Below are 19,109 nucleotides of genomic sequence, written 5' to 3'. Positions count from 1 at the left end.
CGACCAAAGGCACATTCAGGAGGATCAGTGACTGCCGTAGCGCCCCAGCCAGTCCCCACGATAGCGCCGGCCAGGCCTTACCCGCCGCGGCAGGGACCCAAGGGCTCATTCATTTTCAAGATGATCACGACCACCGATCCCAAGGTGCTCGGAATCATGTACTTGGCGACTTCCATCGCCTTCTTCCTCATCGGTGGCCTCATGGCACTGATGATGCGTGCCGAACTTGCTGTACCCGGCATGCAGTTCCTTTCCAACGAACAGTTCAACCAGCTGTTCACCATGCACGGCACGATCATGCTGCTGCTGTACGCGACCCCGATCGTCTTCGGCTTCGCGAACTACATTCTTCCGCTCCAGATCGGTGCACCCGACGTCGCGTTCCCGCGTCTGAACGCGTTCAGCTACTGGCTGTACCTGTTTGGCGCGATCATCACGACGGCCGGATTCGTCACGCCCGGTGGCGCAGCAGACTTCGGTTGGACGGCATACACGCCGCTGACCAGCGCGCTGCACAGCCCCGGCGTCGGCGCCGACCTGTGGGTCTTGGGTCTGGCTGTCGCCGGTCTCGGCACCATCCTCGGTGGCGTCAACATGGTCACCACCGTGATTTGCCTGCGCGCACCCGGTATGACCATGTTCCGCATGCCGATCTTCACCTGGAACATCTTCATCACCAGCATCCTGATCCTGCTGGCGTTCCCGCTGCTGACCGCTGCATTCATGGGCCTGTTCGTCGACCGCCATCTCGGTGGACACATCTTCGACCCGGCAACGGGCGGTGTGCTGCTGTGGCAGCACCTGTTCTGGTTCTTCGGTCACCCCGAGGTGTACATCATCGCGCTGCCGTTCTTCGGCATCGTCTCGGAGATCTTCCCGGTCTTCAGCCGTAAGCCGATCTTCGGCTACAGCGGCCTGGTGTACGCAACGTTGGCCATCGCCGCTCTGTCGATCGCAGTGTGGGCTCACCACATGTACGCGACCGGCGCTGTTCTCCTGCCCTACTTCTCGTTCATGACGTTCCTGATCGCCGTGCCGACAGGTGTGAAGATCTTCAACTGGATCGGCACGATGTGGAAGGGGCAGTTGACCTTCGAATCGCCGATGCTGTTCTCGATCGGCTTCCTGATCACCTTCCTCTTCGGTGGTCTGTCGGGCGTCATCCTCGCGAGCCCGCCGCTCGACTTCCACGTCACGGACAGCTACTTCGTCGTCGCCCACTTCCACTACGTGGTCTTCGGTACGGTCGTGTTCGCCACGTACGCCGGTATCTACTTCTGGTTCCCGAAGATGACCGGCCGCATGATGGACGAGCGCCTCGGCAAGTGGCACTTCTGGACCACGTTCGTCGGCTTCCACGGCACGTTCCTCGTCCAGCACTGGCTCGGTGCCGAAGGTATGCCGCGTCGTTACGCCGACTACCTGCCCTCGGACGGGTTCACGGTTCTGAACTCGGTGTCCACGATCTTCGCGTTCGTACTCGGTGCCTCGACGCTCCCGTTCATCTGGAACGTCTTCAAGAGTTACCGCTACGGCGAAGTGGTCACCGTCGACGATCCGTGGGGCTACGGAAACTCGCTCGAGTGGGCGACAACCTGCCCGCCGCCGCGTCACAACTTCACCGAGTTGCCGCGCATCCGCAGCGAGCGTCCGGCCTTCGAGCTGCACTACCCGCACATGGTGGAGCGAATGCGCGCAGAAGCGCACGTCGGCCCCGGTCACGGTGGGAAGAACGCCAGCACCGTGCTCGAAGATGCTCGTCACGAGCCGCTCACAGTCGGGGACGAAGGCGACCCCGGCACCGACAGCCGCTCCTGAGCGAAGTAACACACTGAAGTAATCAGCGAAGGCCCCGCCCGAGTAACGGGTGGGGCCTTTCGCTTGGCACAATGGTGACGATCAAGACGCGAACGAAGAAACGATCGGAGTTTTCGGTGGGTGCCTCTGACACCACTGTTCTGGTGACTGTGACCGGGCCGGACCGCCCTGGCGTCACCTCGGTACTGTTCGCAGCGCTGTCGCGGCACGATGTGCGTCTGCTCGACGTGGAGCAGGTGGTGATTCGAGGTCGACTGACACTCGGCGTCATGGTGGCCTGCCCGAACGATCCCGAAGCCCTTCAGGAAGAGCTCGAACAGGCGATGGCGACGGTCGGAATGAACGTCGACATCGAAATCGGTGCCGATCCAGGTCGACCTGCAGTGTCCACTCACGCGGTCGTTGTTCTCGGCAGCCCCGTCAATGCCCGCGCAATGCGCTCGGTAGCACGCGAACTCGCGAAGCAGGGCGCCAACATCGACTCCATCCGTGGTGTCGCCGACTATCCGGTCACCGGCCTCGAACTCAGCGTCAGCGCAGCCGATACTGTCGACGGCGACGCGAAGCTGCGTACCGGACTCGCCGAGGTCGCCGCTCTCGAAAACGTCGACATCGCAGTCGAGCGCGCAGGACTGGCTCGCCGGGCCAAGCGTCTGATCGTGTTCGACGTGGACTCGACGCTCGTTCAGGGCGAGGTCATCGAGATGCTCGCCGCGAAGGCCGGCGTCGAGGACGAGGTCCGCGCCGTCACCGAAGCTGCGATGCGCGGCGAGATCGACTTCACCGAATCACTGCACCAGCGTGTGGCGACACTCGCCGGTCTCGACGCTTCCGTCATCGACGAGGTGGCAGAGAGCATCGAACTGACGCCGGGTGCGCGCACCACGATTCGCACCCTGCGTCGCCTCGGATTCCACTGCGGCGTGGTGTCCGGCGGTTTCCGCCAGGTCATCGAAGGCCTCGCACACGAACTCGAACTGGACTTCGTGCACGCCAACACCCTCGAGATCGTCGACGGCAAGCTGACCGGACGTGTGATCGGTGAAATCGTCGACCGCGCTGCGAAGGCCGTCGCGTTGCGCAAGTTCGCCGATCAGGTCGGTGTGCCGATGGAACAGACCGTCGCCGTCGGTGACGGTGCCAACGACATCGACATGCTCAACGCCGCGGGACTGGGTGTGGCGTTCAACGCCAAGCCCGCGTTGCGGGAGGTCGCGGACGCGGCTTTGTCGCATCCCTTCCTCGATGCTGTGCTGTTCATTCTCGGTGTGACCCGCGACGAGGTCGAGGCTGCGGACGCCGTCGACGGTGGCGTACGACGCGTACCGATTCCATGAGTTCCGATCCAGCAGTCAGTTCCGATCCCGATTCTCGCTGGCGCGAGCGCCACGCGGTGTTGGCCGCTGGGTACGGTGGGCGAGACGATCCCGCGGATCCGGCACTGGTGTTGGCGATGCCGATCATTCTCCACATCCCGAAGGCAGACCCGCCGAAGCGCACTGCACTGCTCGAGGCTGCCGCAACGGCGGCAGTGGCGCTGTGCCTGGACGAACGCGTCGGGTTCACCGAAGACGGGGAGCCCGGCCCGTGGCACGAGGACTATTCGGCGTGGGTGGGTGCCCGGATCCGGAAAGTGTCTCGCCGAGCGCGTGGAGCCCAGTGGCTCGCCGCGCAAGAGGTACCGGGAATCACCGTCGACGTGGATGGCGCCCAGGCGCGGGCTCTGGTTCCCGGGCCGGTCGGAGAACTGGACCCGCGAATCAAGAAGTTGCAGATCGGTGGCACCGACCTGGAGCACGACGAGCCTGGCCAGCCCGAGCCCGGTCTTCCGGTGCTGTGGATCGACTCGGAGCTCGAGATGACGGTAGGCAAGGCGTCGGCACAGGTAGGGCATGCCTCGATGTTGTTGGCAGCGGCCATGTCCGAGAAACAGTGCTGGGTATGGGCGCAGAACGACTTTCGCTGCTCGGTACGCGACGCAAGTCCGAAACAGTGGGCCGAGGCAGTAGACCGATTGAAGCGGTCGGAGGCTGTCGCGGTTCGTGATGCGGGCTTCACGGAAGTGGCACCAGGCTCCATGACAGTCATCGCGGTTCCGTAGAGACCTAACCGACCAGTCCAGTATCGACAACTTGGCTATGGATGAACAGTCCAGTGGCCTTCAAGATGGTCGAGTGTTGATACGGAGATTCGCCTCGCTGTTCGTTGGTCTGTGGTTGTACGGCTTCTCGATGGCCATGATGATCACAGCCGGCCTCGGACTGGACCCCTGGGATGTGTTCCATCAGGGCGTGGCCGAGCATGTTTCGCTCAGTTTCGGCGTGATCACTGCGATTACCGGTGCGGTGGTACTGCTGCTCTGGATTCCGATCCGTCAGCGGCCAGGGTTCGGCACGGTCGCCAATGTCGTGGTAATTGCAATCTCGGTGGATACTTCACTGGCCTTCTTGCCGGTCTTTGATTCCATGCCAGTTCGCGCCGCGATCATGGTCGCGGGAATCCTCCTCAACGGACTGGCCAGCGTTCTCTACATCGGGGCAGGCATGGGGCCGGGTCCCCGCGACGGGTTGATGACTGGACTGGTGGCGCGCACCGGCTTGTCGGTCAGGCTCGTGCGTACCAGCATCGAAATCGCGGTCCTCGCTACCGGATGGCTCCTCGGTGGAACGGTTGGCGTCGGAACAGTGTTGTACGCCTTCGGGATCGGGCCGACCATTCAATTACTGATCAAGGTGCTGCCGGATTCCATGACAGCAGCGGTTACCGGCGGACGTGTCACGGAACGTAAGGCCAAGACCGTGGGTCCGGTCAATGAGATCTCCGTGCCGACGGGAACTTCGGCCGTGGAGGCAGGTTCGCCGGTCGGTGACGCCGAATCGAACGATGCAGTCAAGGTGCCGTCGAACCATTCCGGAGTGCCGACGGTGACCTGAACCGGTCCACCGGAATGCAGGATCAGGAGCCAACTGTCGTCACCGAGTGGGCGCCCGGTCCGAGTGTGAGACCGAACGTCGGCTCCGTCGATCCAGGCCTGCAGCGTTCGGTGACTCTCGTCGTACCATGCGGTGTCGTCGAACTCGACGCCGGCAGCGTCGAACCAGACGAGGTCCGGGTGCTCCAGTCTTCTTCTGCCTTCGAAGAATTCGGGCTGACGCAACGCCGGTGCCGCTCGGCGTAATCCGAACGCTCGGGAGACGAACTGCACCAACGACTGATCGGCCGCCGTCCAGTCCAGGGCCCACGAATCGGCTGGGGAGGCAAGTGTGGGAACACAATACGCGTTGTTGTTTCCGCCGAGACTGTGGCCGAACTCGTCTCCGGCGGTGAGCATCGGTGTGCCTGTCGACAGCACGAGCGTGGCCAGTAGCGCCCGTACATGACGTGCCCTGGCGTCCTGAATCTCGGGATCGGTGCTCGGGCCTTCGATTCCGTGGTTGAACGAATCGTTGTGATCGGCGCCGTCACGATTGTCTTCACCGTTGGCTTCGTTGTGCTTGTGGTTGTACGCGACCAGATCGGCGGCGGTGAACCCGTCGTGCGCTGTGACGAAGTTGATCGACGCCCATGGGCGACGGCCGCTGCCGGCAAAGATGTCCTCGGAACCGGCGAGGCGCGACGCGACCTTCCGGACGCTGGAGCCGCCGTTCCAGAACTGGCGAATAGTGCTGCGGTACTTGTCGTTCCATTCCGACCATTGGAGTCCGAAGTTTCCGACCTGGTAACCGTCGGCAGTGGCATCCCACGGTTCGGCGATGAGCTTGCACCGGGTCAGTACCGGATCGGAGGAGATGGCCGACAAGATGGACGCCCGCTGGTCGAAGCCGCCGCCGCGCGGCCTACCCAACGCGCTCGCGAGATCGAATCGGAAGCCGTCGACACCCATTTCGGTGGCCCAGTAGCGGAGGCTGTCGGTGATCATGCGGACGGCGATGGGGGAGCAGGCGTCGACCGTGTTGCCGCACCCGGTCAGGTCGATGTCGCGGCCGTCGCCGTCGAGAAGGTAGTAGCCGGGGCCGTCCAAACCTCGCCAGCTGACGCTGATTCCGTCGACACTCTGCTCGCAGGTGTGGTTGTAGACGACGTCGAGGATGACCTCGATGCCTGCCGCGTGTAGTGCGTCGACCATGATCCGGAACTCGGTGACTTCGCCGCCCGGAGTTGCCGCGTATCCGGGATGCGGGGCGAAGTACGACGCCGTCGAGTATCCCCAGTGGTTGCGCATCCCTCGCTCGCGGACGCTCTGTTCGGTCAGAAACGCCTGTACGGGAAGCAGTTCCACGGCGGTGACGCCGAGTGAGACGAGGTGATCGATCACGGCCGGTGCCGTCAGGCCGAGGTACGTTCCGCGGTGGGCGGCGGGTACTCCTGGATGACTGGCGGTGTACGCGCCCACATGCAGTTCGTAGATCACGCTTTCCTCCCACGGCGTCTCGAGGCGGGCTCCGGCGGGCACGAGGCCGGGAGTCACCACGGACAGCGGCACGTGGCCGAGCGAGTCGAGGGTAGACGGGTCGCCGAAAGGATCGTCGGCGTACGACAGGAGGGCACGGTGGTCACCGAGTTCCCCCTCGATGCGGCACGCCCACGGATCGATGAGCAGCTTGTGTGGGTTCAGTCTCAGTCCGGCGCGCGGATTCCACGGGCCGCTTGCCCGAATTCCGTATCGCTGCCCCGCACCGATCCCGGCGATGATCCCGTGCCAGATTCCGTACGTGTGTTGCCGGAGTTCGACGCGATCTTCGTTTCCGTCCTGGTCGATCAGGCAGATCTGGACGCTCGACGCAGCTGGTGCGTGGACCGCGAACTGGGTTCCGGAGTCCACGATGTTGGCGCCGAGTGGGAACGGAGACCCGGGCGTCGGGGTGCGAGTTTCGATGAGAGGCGACACGCAAGATGATCCTGCCGTGAACGGCCGGAGAATGTGCGGGAAGATGTTCGGGTGCCGCTACCTGATCCAGATCTGCTCATCGATTTCGACAACGTACTCATCCGTCGGGGAGGGTCCACTCTGGTGGGGCCCGTCACCTGGAAAGTGGAGCTGGACGAGCGATGGGTGGTGCTCGGACCCAACGGTGCCGGCAAGACCTCGCTGCTGCGCATCGCGGCCGGTGAGACTTTCCCGACCAGTGGTTCTGCCCACCTCCTTGGCGAAGTTCTCGGCAAGGTCGACGTCAACGAGTTGCGCCCGCGAATCGGTTTGTCCTCGTCGTCGTTGGCGAACCGCGTGCCCGGCGACGAGAAGGTCAGCGACCTAGTCGTGTCGGCGGGCTACGCCGTTCTCGGTCGGTGGCGCGAGGAGTACGAATCCATGGACACCTCGCGCGCTGTGGAGATGCTCGAAAGCCTCGGCGCCGAGCACCTGGCGGATCGCACGTACGGGACGCTTTCCGAAGGCGAGCGCAAGCGCGTCCTCATTGCGCGAGCCTTGATGACCGATCCCGAACTTCTTCTCCTGGACGAGCCCGCCGCCGGGCTCGATCTCGGTGGACGTGAGGAACTTGTGGCCAGACTCGCCGAACTGGCTGCCGATCCGGACGCCCCGGCTACCGTTCTGATCACCCATCACGTCGAGGAGATCCCGCCGGGATTCACTCACGCACTCCTTCTCAAGGAAGGTGAGGTCGTCTCTCAGGGCCTTCTGGACGACGTCATCACCGCCGAAAATCTGAGCGCGGCATTCAGCCAGTCCATCAGCCTCGACAAGGCGGACGGCCGATACTTCGCGCGCCGCGCGAGGCCGTCAGGAGCTCATCGCGCGTGAGCTTCAGTGGGACCTGAAATGCGTTCCAGATCACAGATCGCGTAGGTTCGCGAAGCATGGCTAACGAGAATGCAAACGCTGTCCCCGAGCCCAAGGATGCGTCGACCGTCATCTTGGTGCGCGATGCCGAATCCGGGATCGAGATCTTCCTGCTTCAACGAGTACAGGGGATGGCGTTTGCCGGGGGCATGACAGTCTTCCCCGGCGGCGGCGTCGACAAGTCCGATGCGACGGCAGAGGTCGAGTGGGCCGGACCGTCTGTCGAGTGGTGGGCCGAGCGGTTCAGCACGGATGTGGCTCGGGCGAAGGCTCTCGTCTTGGCTGCGGTGCGGGAAACGTTCGAGGAGTGCGGCGTGCTGCTCGCCGGACCGACCGCGGACACCGTCGTCGCGGACACGGCCGGCTACGCACAGGACCGCGTTGCTCTCGAAAAGCACGAGCTGTCGTTCAGCGATTTCCTGAAGAAGGAGAACCTGGTCCTGCGAACGGATCTGCTGCGGCCGTGGGCGAACTGGATCACGCCGGTGGGCGAGACCCGCCGCTACGACACGCGCTTTTTCGTCGCAGCGTCACCGACCGGACAGATCGCGGACGGGGTCACCTCCGAGGCCGCCGAGGTGCGTTGGCAGAGCCCGCGGGACGCGCTGGCGCATTGGCGGGAGGGTGGCAGCATCCTGTTGCCGCCGACGTGGAGTCAGCTGACCGAATTGGCCAAGTTCAGTTCGGTGGCGGAGATACTCGCAGCCGAGCCGGAGATTCCCGTCATCCTGCCTACGTTGATCACCGACGAGGAGACTCTGCGCGTCGAGTTCCCGAATCAGGACGGTTACTACGTCGCCGGGCCGCATCCGTGGTCGGTCAAGGCGGCAAAGTAACCTCTCGATCATGGCTGAATTTGTGACTCTCGAGGTTTCCGAAGGCATCGGCACCATCCGTCTGGCGCGCCCGCCCATGAACGCTCTGAACCGTCAGGTCCAGGACGAGTTGGCTGCTGCCGCACACGCTGCGACCGTCGACAAGGCAGTCAAGGCCGTCATCGTCTACGGCGGCGAGAAAGTCTTCGCAGCCGGTGCCGACGTCAAGGAAATGGCCGAGATGGACTACGGCCAGATCCGTGACGCCATCGGTGGCATGCAGGCCGGACTCGGCGCCGTGGCGTCCATCCCGAAGCCGACCGTTGCCGCGATCACCGGATACGCACTCGGTGGCGGACTCGAAGTTGCACTCTCGGCCGATCGCCGGATCGTCGGAGACAACGCCAAGCTCGGAGTTCCGGAGATTCTGCTCGGAATCATTCCCGGTGGCGGCGGAACGCAGCGCCTGGCTCGTCTGATCGGACCGGCCAAGGCCAAGGATCTGGTCTTCACCGGCCGTTTCGTCGGGGCTGACGAGGCGTTGGCCATCGGTTTGGTCGACGAGGTCGTCGCTCCCGACGACGTGTACACCGCCGCTCGCACGTGGGCCTCGCAGTTCGTCGGGGGAGCGTCACGTGCGTTGGCTGCTGCCAAGGCAGCCATCGACGAGGGTCTGAACACCGACCTGGAATCCGGGCTCAAGATCGAGCAGCATCTGTTCGCCGGATTGTTCGCGACCAAGGATCAGGCGATCGGCATGGAGTCGTTCATCGCCAACGGTCCGGGCAAGGCCGAGTTCACGGGCGAGTAGGCTCCCCTAAACTAGAACTTGTTCATCTCTTACCAGCGAGTAGGATAGCCGCCATGACAGCCAGCCCGAATGACGACGCAACCGTCACGCCGCCCGCCGCTACCGACACCTCGGTAGTCGACCCCGCGCCGCGGCCGCACGCCACGGCCGAAGAGGTCGAGGCCGCTCGTAAGGACACCAAGCTCGCCCAGGTGCTCTACCACGACTGGGAAGCCGAAACCTACGACGACAAGTGGTCCATCTCGTACGACGAGCGCTGCATCGACTACGCACGTGGTCGTTTCGACGCCGTCGCGGGCGATCAGCCGCTCCCGTACGAGCGCGCCCTCGAACTGGGTTGCGGCACCGGATTCTTCCTCCTGAACCTGATGCAGGGTGGAGTCGCCAAGACCGGTTCGGTCACCGACCTCTCGCCCGGCATGGTCAAGGTCGCACTGCGCAATGCAGAAAGCCTCGGCCTTCCGGTCGACGGCCGTGTTGCCGATGCCGAGACCATTCCGTACGAGGACAACACCTTCGACCTGGTCGTCGGCCACGCCGTGCTGCACCACATTCCCGACGTCGAGAAGTCGCTGCGCGAGGTCCTTCGTGTCCTCAAGCCCGGCGGCCGTTTCGTCTTCGCCGGTGAGCCCACGACTGTCGGTAACTTCTACGCCCGCTGGCTCGGCCGCGCGACGTGGGAAGCAACCACACGCGTGACCAAGCTGCCGTTCCTGGCAGATTGGCGTCGCCCGCAGGAAGAGCTCGACGAGTCCTCTCGCGCAGCAGCGCTCGAAGCAGTCGTCGACATCCACACGTTCGACCCCACCGACCTCGAGAACATGGCGAAGTCCGCGGGAGCCGATCAGGTCCACGCTGCCACCGAGGAATTCGCCGCGGCGCTTCTCGGATGGCCAGTCCGTACCTTCGAAGCAGCTGTTCCGCCGGAGAAGCTCGGTTGGGGCTGGGGACGTTTCGCTTTCGGTGGTTGGAAGACGCTCAGCTGGGTCGACGAGAAGGTGCTCCGCCACGTCGTTCCTCGCGGATTCTTCTACAACGTCATGATCACCGGCGTGAAGCCCGGCAACTGAATTGGGTTATGACTTCACCCTCGGCGACGTCGACTATCTCGGAAGTGATTCCGGCGTAGCTGCCTTGGCCGAGGTGGATCAGCTCGAACTGTCCACGCGTACGCGTCTGGCCGACATCGGCCGGGCGCGTACGCGTTTCGGTGATCACATGCCTGCGCTCGTGGACACCGTCCTGCTTCGACGCAAGGCCGCTTCGAAACTGCCCGGCAGTGATCAGTGGTTGTTCACGGACGACGCGATGCAGCAGGCCACTCCCGGCGTTGTGGCGGCGCACCGCGCGCAGCGTCTGATCGGGCGCGACGTCCACGACGTGACGTGCTCAATCGGCGCCGAACTGCATGCCTTGACCGGAGTTGCGCATCGCGTGATCGGCAGCGACATCGATTCCGTTCGCCTGGCGATGGCACAGCGCAATGTGCCGAGCGCAGCGTTGTTGCGGGCCGACGCGCTCCGCCCGACGACACGCGACACCGTCGTACTGGCGGACCCCGCCCGGCGATCGGGCGGTCGCCGCACTCACGATCCGGCAGCGTTGATGCCGCCGCTACCGGACCTCATCGAGGCGTACTCCGGCCGTGATCTCGCGGTGAAGTGTGCTCCCGGACTCGATTTCGACAATCTGGGCTGGGACGGGGAAGTCGAGGTCGTCTCGCTCGACGGCGGCGTCAAGGAAGCATGCCTGTGGTCGACGGGACTGGCCGAGTCCGGCGTCACGCGTCGAGCTTCGGTGCTTCGCTCCGACGGGAGCGGGTGGGCGATCACCGACGCCGAGGACGACGTGATTCCGGAGCAAGCTCCGGGGGAGTGGATCATCGACCCGGACGGAGCGGTAGTGCGCGCAGGCCTCGTGCGCCACTACGCGGCCAGACACGGCCTCTGGCAGCTCGATCCACGCATCGCTTATCTGACCGGTGACAGCGTCCCTGAGGGAGTTCGCGGATTCCGGATCCTCGAGCAGATCAAGTACTCGGAGAAACTGCTCAAACAGACACTGTCCAAGCGGGACTGCGGTGTGGCCGAAATTTTGGTGCGAGGAGTCGACGTGGACCCGGCAGCGCTGCGTCCACGGCTCAAGCTCAAGGGCTCGCGTGCACTGAGCGTCGTGATCGTGCGGATCGGACGATCGGCGTCGGCCTTCATCTGTGAGGCGTCCCGCTAGCTCACTTGAAGACGAACAGCTCACCGATTGCGCTGGGCGTCAACACTTCGCCCTTGGGGCCGATCGAGGTGCCGACGGTGAAGCCGACTGCTCCCGGCAACGTGTCCTGATCCACCGTCTCACCGGTTTCGGTGTCGAAGGTGATCAGGCTCAGTCCGTTCTCACCCTCACGGACGACGGTGTATCCGGTGTTGCCGGCGGTCTGCGCCGGAACACCCAGTTGCAGAAGGTCTTTACGTTCCCAGGCCAGTTCGGCGTGATCTCCCTCGTCGCGCACGGCAAGGAGGTGGCCCTTGTCGCCGCCGGCGGGAATGATCAAACCGTCGTCGGACGTCGAGGCACTACCGGCCGAGTTGAAGCCGATGTCGTAACTCCACCTGGTGTCACCGGTTTCGGCGTTCACTGCCCAGAGAGATCCGTTGTTGTCGGTGGCGTACACGGTCTTGCCGTCCTTCGACAGGTCCGGGCTCGACGCCGTTCCACCGGGAAGCGCGTCGGTGGACCACTCGCGGGCGATGGACGGATTGTCGCCGCCCGTGTACTTCATGGCGACCAGATCGGCTGCCTGAGAACTCGGTCCGTAGAAGGTGAAGTAGAACTTGCCGGTGCCCAGGTCCACTGCCGGGGTATTGGCCACCGGGCAGCCGGACGTGCCGAGGAAGCACTCGTTCAAACCCTTGTTGTCGGGAATGAGTTCTGCATTTGCGCCCTGGTCGATCGACGGCGGCGGGATCAGGTCGAACGACGGAACCACTTTGGCACCGGTCTGCGGGTCGAGCACGTTGATCTGACCCAATTGGGTGATGAACAACAGGTTTCCGTCGCCGGTGAACTGCGACGAGAGAGGAGTGCCCACAACGAGCGTGCGCCAACGCAATTGACCCGTCTCGGTGAAGGACATCATCGCGCCGCTCTCGCCGACGTAGACATTGGTGGCCGTGTCGACGATGGGCGTCGAGGCGACGACTCCGTCGTTGAGTCGAGCGCACCACTTCTTGCGACCCGTATCCATCTGGAACGAGAAGAGATTGCAGCCGTTCTCGGTGCGGGCGGTGACGAAGCTCTGGCCGTTCGCGGCCACCGAGGCGTACGCGGCAACCGGACCGCCGAGAGGGCGTGACCATGCGAACTCGACATCGCGTGATCCGGTGACCGGGCTCGTGTCGCTGTTGCGGGCGTCGGCATGCATGGCCGGCCAACCCGCCGACGCGTACCGGTCCACCCGTCCGTCGTCGCTGCCGCAACCGGCGATCAGGGCCGCAGCGATCGCCGTCGACACCATCACGGACGACCGTAGGACCCGCCGCATCACAATCTCCCTGCCTTCACTTGATCAAGAGCCCTCGGTAACTGCACAAGCCCGGACCAGAGACTATCCCGACCGGGGCAACGTGACGGGGCACACCCCGAGGGTCGGTGAGTCGGCCCCACGTAGGCTGAACACTCATGACGAGCATGTGGGGCGCACCGTTGCGCACTCGATGGCGGGGATCACGCCGAGGCGACAGCGATCAGGCCAAGTTCTTGACGGTCGATTCCCTCAAATGGGTTCTGGCGAACAAGGCGTACACACCCTGGTATCTGGTGCGGTACTACCGTCTCGCCAAGTTCAAGATGGCCAACCCGCACGTGATCCTGCGTGGCATGGTGTTCCTCGGCAAGAACGTCGAAATCCATTCGACCCCGGACCTGTCCCGCCTCGAGATCGGGCGCTGGGTACACATCGGCGACGGCAACGCGATCCGTTGCCACGAAGGTTCGCTGCGCATCGGCGACAAGGTCGTCTTCGGCAAGGACAACGTCGTCAACACCTACCTCGACATCGAAATCGGTGCGTCGACGCTCGTAGCCGACTGGTGCTACATCTGCGACTTCGACCACCGCATGGACGACATCAACACACCGATCAAGGACCAGGGCATCGTCAAGGGCCCCGTCCGTATCGGCCCGGACACCTGGGTGGCAGCGAAGGTCACCGTGCTGCGAAATACCCGCGTCGGACGCGGTTGTGTGCTCGGTGCGCACGCCGTCGTCAAGGGAGACATCCCGGATTTCAGCATCGCGGTCGGCTCGCCTGCGAAGGCGGTCAAGAACCGCAAGTCCGATTGGGAAGCCGGCGCTGCCGATCGTGCGAAGTACATCGCGGCACTCGAGGACATCGCACGCAAGAAGGCTGCTGCCGACGCGTCGTCGGCGTCGTAGCTCACTTTTTGGCAGAACCAGCGATTACTTTCGGCGCCGCCACCGGTCTGTATCGGTATCGGCGCCGAAAGTCTGCGCCGGTGAAAGGAGTGCCGACATGAGCGAACAGACACCCGAATGGGTCGTGGCGCAGCGCCGCGAACTGGTGGGATTTCTCGAAGGCCTGAGCGCGGAGCAGTGGAACGCGCCGACCCTGTGCGACGGGTGGCGGGTCCGCGAAGTGATCGCGCACATCACCATGCCCTACCGATACTCGGCGCCGCGATTCGTCGTGGAAATGGTCAAGTCACGCGGAAACTTCAACAAGATGTCGAATCGGCGAGCGCTCGCCGACGCGTCGGAAGTCGGTGAGCAACAACTGCTTGCCTCGCTTCGCGACAACGTCGCACACCCGTGGAAGCCGCCGGGCGGTGGCTTCGAGGGCGCACTCTCACACGACGTGATCCACGGTCAGGACATTCGCGTGGCACTCGGCGACGACTACGTGGTGCCCGAAGACCGGCTCACTCGTGTGCTCAGCGGACTCTCGCCCAAAACCGTGAAGTATTTCGGAACTGACCTCGACGGCGCTCGGTTGCGCGCCGACGACCGAGACTGGACGTACGGTGCCGGCGCCGAGGTTCACGGAGCGGCGCAGGACTTGTTGCTGGTGTTGTGTGGCCGGATGTTGCCACCAGGCCATCTGCTCGGGGATGCGAGTTCTCGCTTCACCGCGCCCCTCCCGACCCGCTGAGGTCAGCGCTTCAGCGACCAGGGAGCGGCCGCTCGGGAATCTGCGGCCGCGCCAACGGCTGCCGCACCCGACGCTTCGCGCCCGCGTAGACGTGAGCAGTCTCCTCGGCGACCTGATGCCAGTCGAAGTCCGACGTCAGGCGTGCCCGGGCGGCCACTGCCCGTTCCTGCGCCCCGGCGGGATCGTCGAGAACCTCGCGGACCGCCGAGGTGAGCCCGGCGATGTCACCCGGTTGGAACGACATCCCGGTCACCCCGTCGACGACGGCTTCGCCCAGTCCGCCTGCGGTGGACGTGATCAGCGGCGTGCCGGCTGCCGCCGCTTCGAGGGCGATGATCCCGAACGGCTCGTAGCGCGACGGCAGGACGATGGCGTCCGCACCGTGCAGCCAGCTGAGCAGTTCCGTGTGATCGAGGTTGCCGAGAAAGTCCACTGCCCGCGCGACGCGATGTGTGCGCGCCTGTTGGTAGAGCCAGGTGAACTGGGTGCCTTCGCCCGCGATCGCGAGGGTCGTGCCGGGGTGGCTACGACGGATTCGGGGGAGTGCCGCGATAGCGTCCTGCACACCCTTCTCGTATTCCAGGCGGCCGACGAAGAGGAGTTTCGGCGGCCCTGACCGCGGTCCACGTTCGCGAAAGCTCCACGTGGTCACGTCGATTCCGTTGCGGATGACAGTGATCGGCGGCAGCGTCGGACCGTAGAGTTCGGTCACTTCTTCCTGCATGGACGCCGAACAGGTTATGAGAGAGTCGGATTCGTTTGCCAGCCACCACTCGACCGAGTGGACCTGGCGGTTGATGCGTCCGGAGATCCAGCCGCTGTGGCGACCCGCCTCGGTGGCGTGAAGCGTGGAAACCAGTGGGACGTCATAGAATTCGGCCAAGGCGATCGCCGGATGTGCGACCAGCCAGTCGTGTGCGTGCACGACGTCCGGTTGCCAGCCCTCGCCCACTCCTGGCTTGTGCAGCGCCATCCCGGCACGGACCATCGCGTGACCCATCGCGAGGGTCCACGCGAGCATGTCCTCGCCGAAGACGAAGTGTGCCGGGTCCTCGGCCACTGCGACGACCAGTACGCCTTCGGAGATGTGCGTGACCGTCGGGTGCGTCGACGCATCGGTGCCGGAGGGGCGGCGCGAGAGAACCACGACTTCGTGGCCTGCAGCCGCAAGCTCGGTGGCGAGATGGTGGACGTGTCGGCCGAGGCCGCCGACAACGACCGGTGGGTACTCCCACGAGACGATGAGAATCTTCACGACGCGCTCCCGTTCACCAGTTCTGTGTCAGGCAGACGGCGAGCATCCAGCCCCGGGAACAATCCGTCGGCGCGATTCCAGCCTTCGGCCAGCCGCTCGGCCACGGCATCGCGGCCGGAAACGAGCGCTTCGGAGATTTCCCGGGTCGCGTGGGCGTGCTTGTGTGCGCGTTCGCGGGCGTACCCCGCGGCCGAATCCTTGCTCACCATGAATGCCCAATCGCTCGAAACTGTCATCAGTGTCTCGCGAAGGACCTGATCGTTGACCCGGTTTCGCAGTTCCGGTCGGCCGGGTGCGTTGTCGCGGCCGCGAGACTTGTCCACGGTGGTGAGGGCGGTATCGACCACCTCGGAGTTCAGTTGCACGAGGTCGGACACCTGATCGCCGGCCCATACGCGCCAGTCCTTGCCCGATCCCCAGGACGAATCCTCGAGCTGAACGGGTTCGCCCACGTATCCCGATTCCTTGGCGTCGGCGAGGGTGCCGACGCGAATTCCGGCTTCCGGAAGCGCGCGCAGGAGCTTCTCGAGCCACTGCGGGCCTTCGTGCCACCAGTGCCCGAACAGTTCGGTGTCGAATGCTGCGACCACGAGGGCGTCGCGGCCGATGCGGGTGGATTCACTGCGCAGACGCGCCCGAACGGTTTCGACGAAGTCGGCGACGTGCTTGTCGACGGCGGCGGCGGCGAGTTCGGGGTCGTACGGCAACTTGTCGGCGGAGTCGACGGTCCGTCCGGTGACCCGCGACGGCTTGAGGCCCGTCTCGTGGTCGTAGGTGTGGAAATCGCGGTAAGCAGCGTGACCCGGATATCCGGATTTCGGGGACCAGACGCGGTAGCTGACCTGCAGGTCGCGGCCGAAGGCAACCACGTCGGATTCTCGAACCGGGCGACCGAGGGACGTGTCGCCGCGCAAGGCGGGACCGTCGACCATGAAGTGGGTGACGCCCGCTTCGGCGTACCCGCGCTCCATGCCCGGGGTGTACCCGCACTCGGGCCCCCAGATCCCGGTCGGAGTGCGGTTCCACCGGGCATGCGCGTCGGCGAGACCTTCGCGGAGGGAGAACGCACGCAAGCGAGGGTCGAGCAGCGGTTGGAACGGGTGGGCCAGCGGCCCGCCGAGAAGCTCGAAGGCCTCGCGGTCGATGAGGTCGCGGAACACGGGTGAGGCGCCGTGCTGCCAATGAGTCTCGAAATCTTCGAGAGCTGCTGCGGACGCTCGGTGTTCGCGCGCTCCGAGTTCGCGGTGCGCTGCGTCCGGCATGCCGGCGGCCTCGTGTGCACGGATCTGCCAGTTGCCGAGCCAGTGATGCATACCGGCGAGGCAGTGGGGATCGTCCAACTGGGCCGCGAGCACCGGCGTGATTCCCAGCGTCAGCAGGTGCGATCGGCCCTCGTCGGCCAGGCGTCGTAGCGCGGCGGCGAGCGGAATGTACGACGCAGCCCAGGACTGGTAGATCCATTCCTCGCCGACGGGCCATCTGCCGTGGTTGGCGAGCCACGGCAGATGGGAGTGCAGAACCAGGGCGAACATCCCCGGTTCGGTGACGGGTGTTGCGTTACTCACTCGCCGGATTCCTTCACGGCAGTTTCTTTCACGGCGATAGCGACGAGGTCGAGGCTGTCGTTGATGTCGGGTTCGCTGATGCTGAAGTCGTCGACGGTGATGCCTTCGACGTCGCGGGTGAGATCTTCGGGCCAGGGCTCACCGGCCAACGCGCGGTCGATCTGCGCGTTGATGAACGATCCGCCGTGCTTGGCGTCGAGTTCCTTCAGGCGTGAACCGTGGTGGACGCCGGTCATCAACTGAACGCGGAATCCGGCGTCTTCGAGCAATTCGGTCATTTCGGCGGCGTTGAGCTCACGAGTGTGGAAGGGGTTCAGCGGCGTGTCGCGGCCGGGGGAGAACGTGATCCGGTTGGGGGTACTGATCAGAAGTTCACCGCCGGGGGCGAGAACTCGGAAGCACTCGCGCAGGAACTGACCCTGATCCCACAGGTGCTCGATAACCTGGAAATTGACGACGACGTCAACCGAGTTGTCGGCCAGTGGAAGCTCGGCGAGGTTGCCGTGGAGCATCTCGACGCGGGGGTAGCGCGCACGAACGTGTTCGACCGCGGAGACGTCGTAGTCGAGGCCGGTAACCTTCGTTGCGACGTCCGCAATCATGTTGGCGCCGTAGCCTTCTCCGGATCCGGCCTCGAGGACTCGGCGGTCCGTGCAGCGCTCCAGAAGTGCGCGGTACACCACTTCGTGGCGTCGGAACCAGTAGTTCTCCTCGGGGATTCCTGGCACGGTTCGTTCGCCCGTCAAGGGCAGGGGTGCGTCCTCGTGGTTGCTGACACTCGTTTCACTCACCCGTGCGAGATTAGTGCCATCCGAGTAGAACGTGTTCGCCGTGGTCCAGATCACTGCTGTCAATTCCTGTTCGTGCCGTTATGGTGGACGAGGTTCCACGTTAAGTTACCCACCGGTAACTTAACGTGGGGTAATCTAACGCACAGCCGACGTGAACCGAGAAATTCGCCCGTGGGGAGACCTGTCGGACTCTCTTTTCGGACGCTCGGACTGCGCGAGCACCACAGACGATTTATCAGGTGAATTACACACAGGAGGTCGACGAAGACCCATGACGAATATCGTTGTTTTGATCAAGCAGGTCCCCGACACATGGTCCGAGCGCAAGCTGACCGACGGCGACTACACGCTTGACCGTGAAGCCGCCGACGCAGTCCTCGACGAGATCAACGAGCGCTCCGTCGAAGAAGCACTCCTCATCAAGGAAGCTCAGGGCGGTGAGGTAACGGTGCTGTCCGCAGGTCCCGACCGCGCCACCGACGCTATCCGCAAGGCTCTGTCGATGGGCGCCGACAAGGCTGTCCACATCAACGACCCGGCACTGCACGGCTCCGACGCGATCCAGACCGCATGGACGCTCGCTGCTGCTCTCGGACAGATCACCTTCGAGAACGACGAGCCTGCCGACCTGATCATCGCCGGCAACGAGGCCACCGACGGCCGCGTCGGCGCTGTTCCGGCCATCATCGCCGAGTACCTGGGCATCCCGCAGCTCACGCAGCTGCGCAAGGTCGTCGTCGCCGACGGCAAGATCACCGGTGAGCGCGAGACCGACGAGGGCGTCTTCGGCCTCGAGGCTTCGCTGCCCGCGATCGTCTCGGTCACCGAGAAGATCAACGAGCCGCGCTTCCCGTCCTTCAAGGGCATCATGGCCGCGAAGAAGAAGGAAGTTCTCGTCTACACGCTGGCCGACCTCGGAGTCGACCCGGAGACCGTCGGAGTTGCCAACGCAGGCACCACCGTGACGTCCTCCACCCCGAAGCCCCCCCGTACCGCTGGTGAGCGCATCGCCGACGAGGGAGACGGTGGCACCAAGATTGCCGCTTACCTCGTCAGCAACAAGGTCATCTGATCGCGCCCTTCTAGACAT

The 19,109-nt window shown here is 64.3% G+C and carries 16 protein-coding genes and 1 pseudogene; 12 read left to right on the top strand and 5 right to left on the bottom strand.

Features of this window, described 5'->3' with window-relative positions; translation table 11 throughout:
- Window positions 1-27 precede the first annotated feature (27 nt).
- From ctaD to EEB12_RS30415, 4 genes are all read left to right on the top strand, one after another.
- A complete protein-coding gene (gene ctaD / locus EEB12_RS04120) occupies window positions 28-1,818 on the top strand; it encodes a cytochrome c oxidase subunit I (protein WP_020907234.1) in 1,791 nt (596 codons plus the stop codon).
- A 116-nt stretch (window positions 1,819-1,934) separates the two neighbouring features.
- Window positions 1,935-3,155, top strand: coding sequence for a phosphoserine phosphatase SerB (serB, locus tag EEB12_RS04115; protein WP_020969288.1), 1,221 nt, complete (start codon window positions 1,935-1,937; stop codon window positions 3,153-3,155).
- Window positions 3,152-3,919, top strand: a complete 768-nt coding sequence (locus EEB12_RS04110; protein WP_080910890.1) for a peptidyl-tRNA hydrolase — start codon at window positions 3,152-3,154, stop codon at window positions 3,917-3,919. Before serB ends, EEB12_RS04110 begins: the two co-directional genes overlap by 4 nt.
- Window positions 3,920-3,956: 37 nt before the next feature.
- Window positions 3,957-4,751 carry a YczE/YyaS/YitT family protein gene (locus tag EEB12_RS30415; RefSeq protein ID WP_306461757.1) on the top strand — a complete coding sequence of 265 codons (795 nt, stop codon included), beginning with the start codon at window positions 3,957-3,959 and terminating at the stop codon, window positions 4,749-4,751.
- Here EEB12_RS30415 and glgX read toward each other — a convergent pair.
- A pseudogene (glgX, locus tag EEB12_RS04100) lies at window positions 4,664-6,706 on the bottom strand (glycogen debranching protein GlgX); the annotation flags it as partial. The gene EEB12_RS30415 and the pseudogene glgX overlap by 88 nt on opposite strands.
- A 51-nt stretch (window positions 6,707-6,757) precedes the next feature.
- Between glgX and EEB12_RS04095 the strand changes: the two are divergent.
- From EEB12_RS04095 to EEB12_RS04075, 5 genes are read left to right on the top strand one after another with little or no spacing between them, the layout of a single operon-like run.
- The gene (locus EEB12_RS04095) at window positions 6,758-7,579 is read left to right on the top strand and encodes an ABC transporter ATP-binding protein (protein ID WP_003944728.1); all 822 of its coding nucleotides are present in this window, start codon (window positions 6,758-6,760) and stop codon (window positions 7,577-7,579) included.
- A gap of 56 nt (window positions 7,580-7,635) precedes the next feature.
- Window positions 7,636-8,454, top strand: coding sequence for an NUDIX hydrolase (locus EEB12_RS04090; protein ID WP_080910888.1), 819 nt, complete (start codon window positions 7,636-7,638; stop codon window positions 8,452-8,454).
- Between the two features lie 10 nt (window positions 8,455-8,464).
- Window positions 8,465-9,244, top strand: coding sequence for an enoyl-CoA hydratase/isomerase family protein (locus EEB12_RS04085; protein WP_003944701.1), 780 nt, complete (start codon window positions 8,465-8,467; stop codon window positions 9,242-9,244).
- A 53-nt stretch (window positions 9,245-9,297) separates the two neighbouring features.
- Entirely contained in the window at window positions 9,298-10,314 is a 1,017-nt protein-coding gene (locus tag EEB12_RS04080) for a class I SAM-dependent methyltransferase (RefSeq protein ID WP_003944733.1), read from the top strand.
- Window position 10,315: 1 nt separating this feature from the next.
- Complete coding sequence (locus tag EEB12_RS04075) at window positions 10,316-11,473, top strand: THUMP-like domain-containing protein (RefSeq protein ID WP_141487431.1); 1,158 nt, start codon at window positions 10,316-10,318, stop codon at window positions 11,471-11,473.
- A 1-nt stretch (window position 11,474) separates the two neighbouring features.
- On the opposite strand, the gene EEB12_RS04070 is transcribed toward EEB12_RS04075, so the two are convergent.
- The gene (locus EEB12_RS04070) at window positions 11,475-12,782 is read right to left on the bottom strand and encodes a PQQ-binding-like beta-propeller repeat protein (protein WP_046378374.1); all 1,308 of its coding nucleotides are present in this window, start codon (window positions 12,780-12,782) and stop codon (window positions 11,475-11,477) included.
- Window positions 12,783-12,919: 137 nt separating this feature from the next.
- Between EEB12_RS04070 and EEB12_RS04065 the strand changes: the two genes are divergently transcribed.
- On the top strand, window positions 12,920-13,675 hold the full coding sequence (locus EEB12_RS04065) for an acyltransferase (RefSeq protein ID WP_141487430.1): 756 nt from the start codon (window positions 12,920-12,922) through the stop codon (window positions 13,673-13,675).
- Between the two features lie 97 nt (window positions 13,676-13,772).
- Entirely contained in the window at window positions 13,773-14,408 is a 636-nt protein-coding gene (locus EEB12_RS04060; RefSeq protein WP_019747902.1) for a maleylpyruvate isomerase family mycothiol-dependent enzyme, read from the top strand.
- A gap of 10 nt (window positions 14,409-14,418) precedes the next feature.
- On the opposite strand, the gene EEB12_RS04055 is transcribed toward EEB12_RS04060, so the two are convergent.
- From EEB12_RS04055 to EEB12_RS04045, 3 genes are read right to left on the bottom strand one after another with little or no spacing between them, the layout of a single operon-like run.
- Complete coding sequence (locus tag EEB12_RS04055; protein WP_020969294.1) at window positions 14,419-15,663, bottom strand: glycosyltransferase family 4 protein; 1,245 nt, start codon at window positions 15,661-15,663, stop codon at window positions 14,419-14,421.
- Window positions 15,660-17,195, bottom strand: coding sequence for a glycoside hydrolase family 57 protein (locus EEB12_RS04050; protein ID WP_141487861.1), 1,536 nt, complete (start codon window positions 17,193-17,195; stop codon window positions 15,660-15,662). Before EEB12_RS04050 ends, EEB12_RS04055 begins: the two co-directional genes overlap by 4 nt.
- Before the next feature lie 29 nt (window positions 17,196-17,224).
- On the bottom strand, window positions 17,225-18,019 hold the full coding sequence (locus EEB12_RS04045) for a class I SAM-dependent methyltransferase (RefSeq protein WP_141487429.1): 795 nt from the start codon (window positions 18,017-18,019) through the stop codon (window positions 17,225-17,227).
- Between the two features lie 271 nt (window positions 18,020-18,290).
- Here EEB12_RS04045 and EEB12_RS04040 point away from each other — a divergent pair, with 271 nt between their 5' ends.
- The gene (locus EEB12_RS04040) at window positions 18,291-19,091 is read left to right on the top strand and encodes an electron transfer flavoprotein subunit beta/FixA family protein (protein WP_019747906.1); all 801 of its coding nucleotides are present in this window, start codon (window positions 18,291-18,293) and stop codon (window positions 19,089-19,091) included.
- Window positions 19,092-19,109 lie beyond the last annotated feature (18 nt).

The sequence above is a fragment of the Rhodococcus sp. WS1 genome (assembly GCF_003797745.1).
Classification (GTDB): Bacteria; Actinomycetota; Actinomycetes; order Mycobacteriales; family Mycobacteriaceae; genus Rhodococcus_F; species Rhodococcus_F erythropolis.
The sequence above is the reverse complement of the archived record's forward strand: the minus strand, read 5'-3'. Positions and strand labels throughout refer to the sequence as shown.

What these genes read in the sequence shown, in the direction of transcription:
- EEB12_RS30415 (WP_306461757.1), top strand. Translation starts at nt 3,957, where the DNA reads ATGGATGAACAGTCCAGTGGCCTTCAAGATGGTCGAGTGTTGATACGG.
- EEB12_RS04070 (WP_046378374.1), bottom strand. Translation starts at nt 12,782, where the DNA reads ATGCGGCGGGTCCTACGGTCGTCCGTGATGGTGTCGACGGCGATCGCT.
- EEB12_RS04040 (WP_019747906.1), top strand. Translation starts at nt 18,291, where the DNA reads ATGACGAATATCGTTGTTTTGATCAAGCAGGTCCCCGACACATGGTCC.
- EEB12_RS04090 (WP_080910888.1), top strand. Translation starts at nt 7,636, where the DNA reads ATGGCTAACGAGAATGCAAACGCTGTCCCCGAGCCCAAGGATGCGTCG.
- EEB12_RS04050 (WP_141487861.1), bottom strand. Translation starts at nt 17,195, where the DNA reads ATGTTCGCCCTGGTTCTGCACTCCCATCTGCCGTGGCTCGCCAACCAC.
- EEB12_RS04085 (WP_003944701.1), top strand. Translation starts at nt 8,465, where the DNA reads ATGGCTGAATTTGTGACTCTCGAGGTTTCCGAAGGCATCGGCACCATC.
- EEB12_RS04060 (WP_019747902.1), top strand. Translation starts at nt 13,773, where the DNA reads ATGAGCGAACAGACACCCGAATGGGTCGTGGCGCAGCGCCGCGAACTG.
- EEB12_RS04080 (WP_003944733.1), top strand. Translation starts at nt 9,298, where the DNA reads ATGACAGCCAGCCCGAATGACGACGCAACCGTCACGCCGCCCGCCGCT.
- EEB12_RS04110 (WP_080910890.1), top strand. Translation starts at nt 3,152, where the DNA reads ATGAGTTCCGATCCAGCAGTCAGTTCCGATCCCGATTCTCGCTGGCGC.
- EEB12_RS04065 (WP_141487430.1), top strand. Translation starts at nt 12,920, where the DNA reads ATGACGAGCATGTGGGGCGCACCGTTGCGCACTCGATGGCGGGGATCA.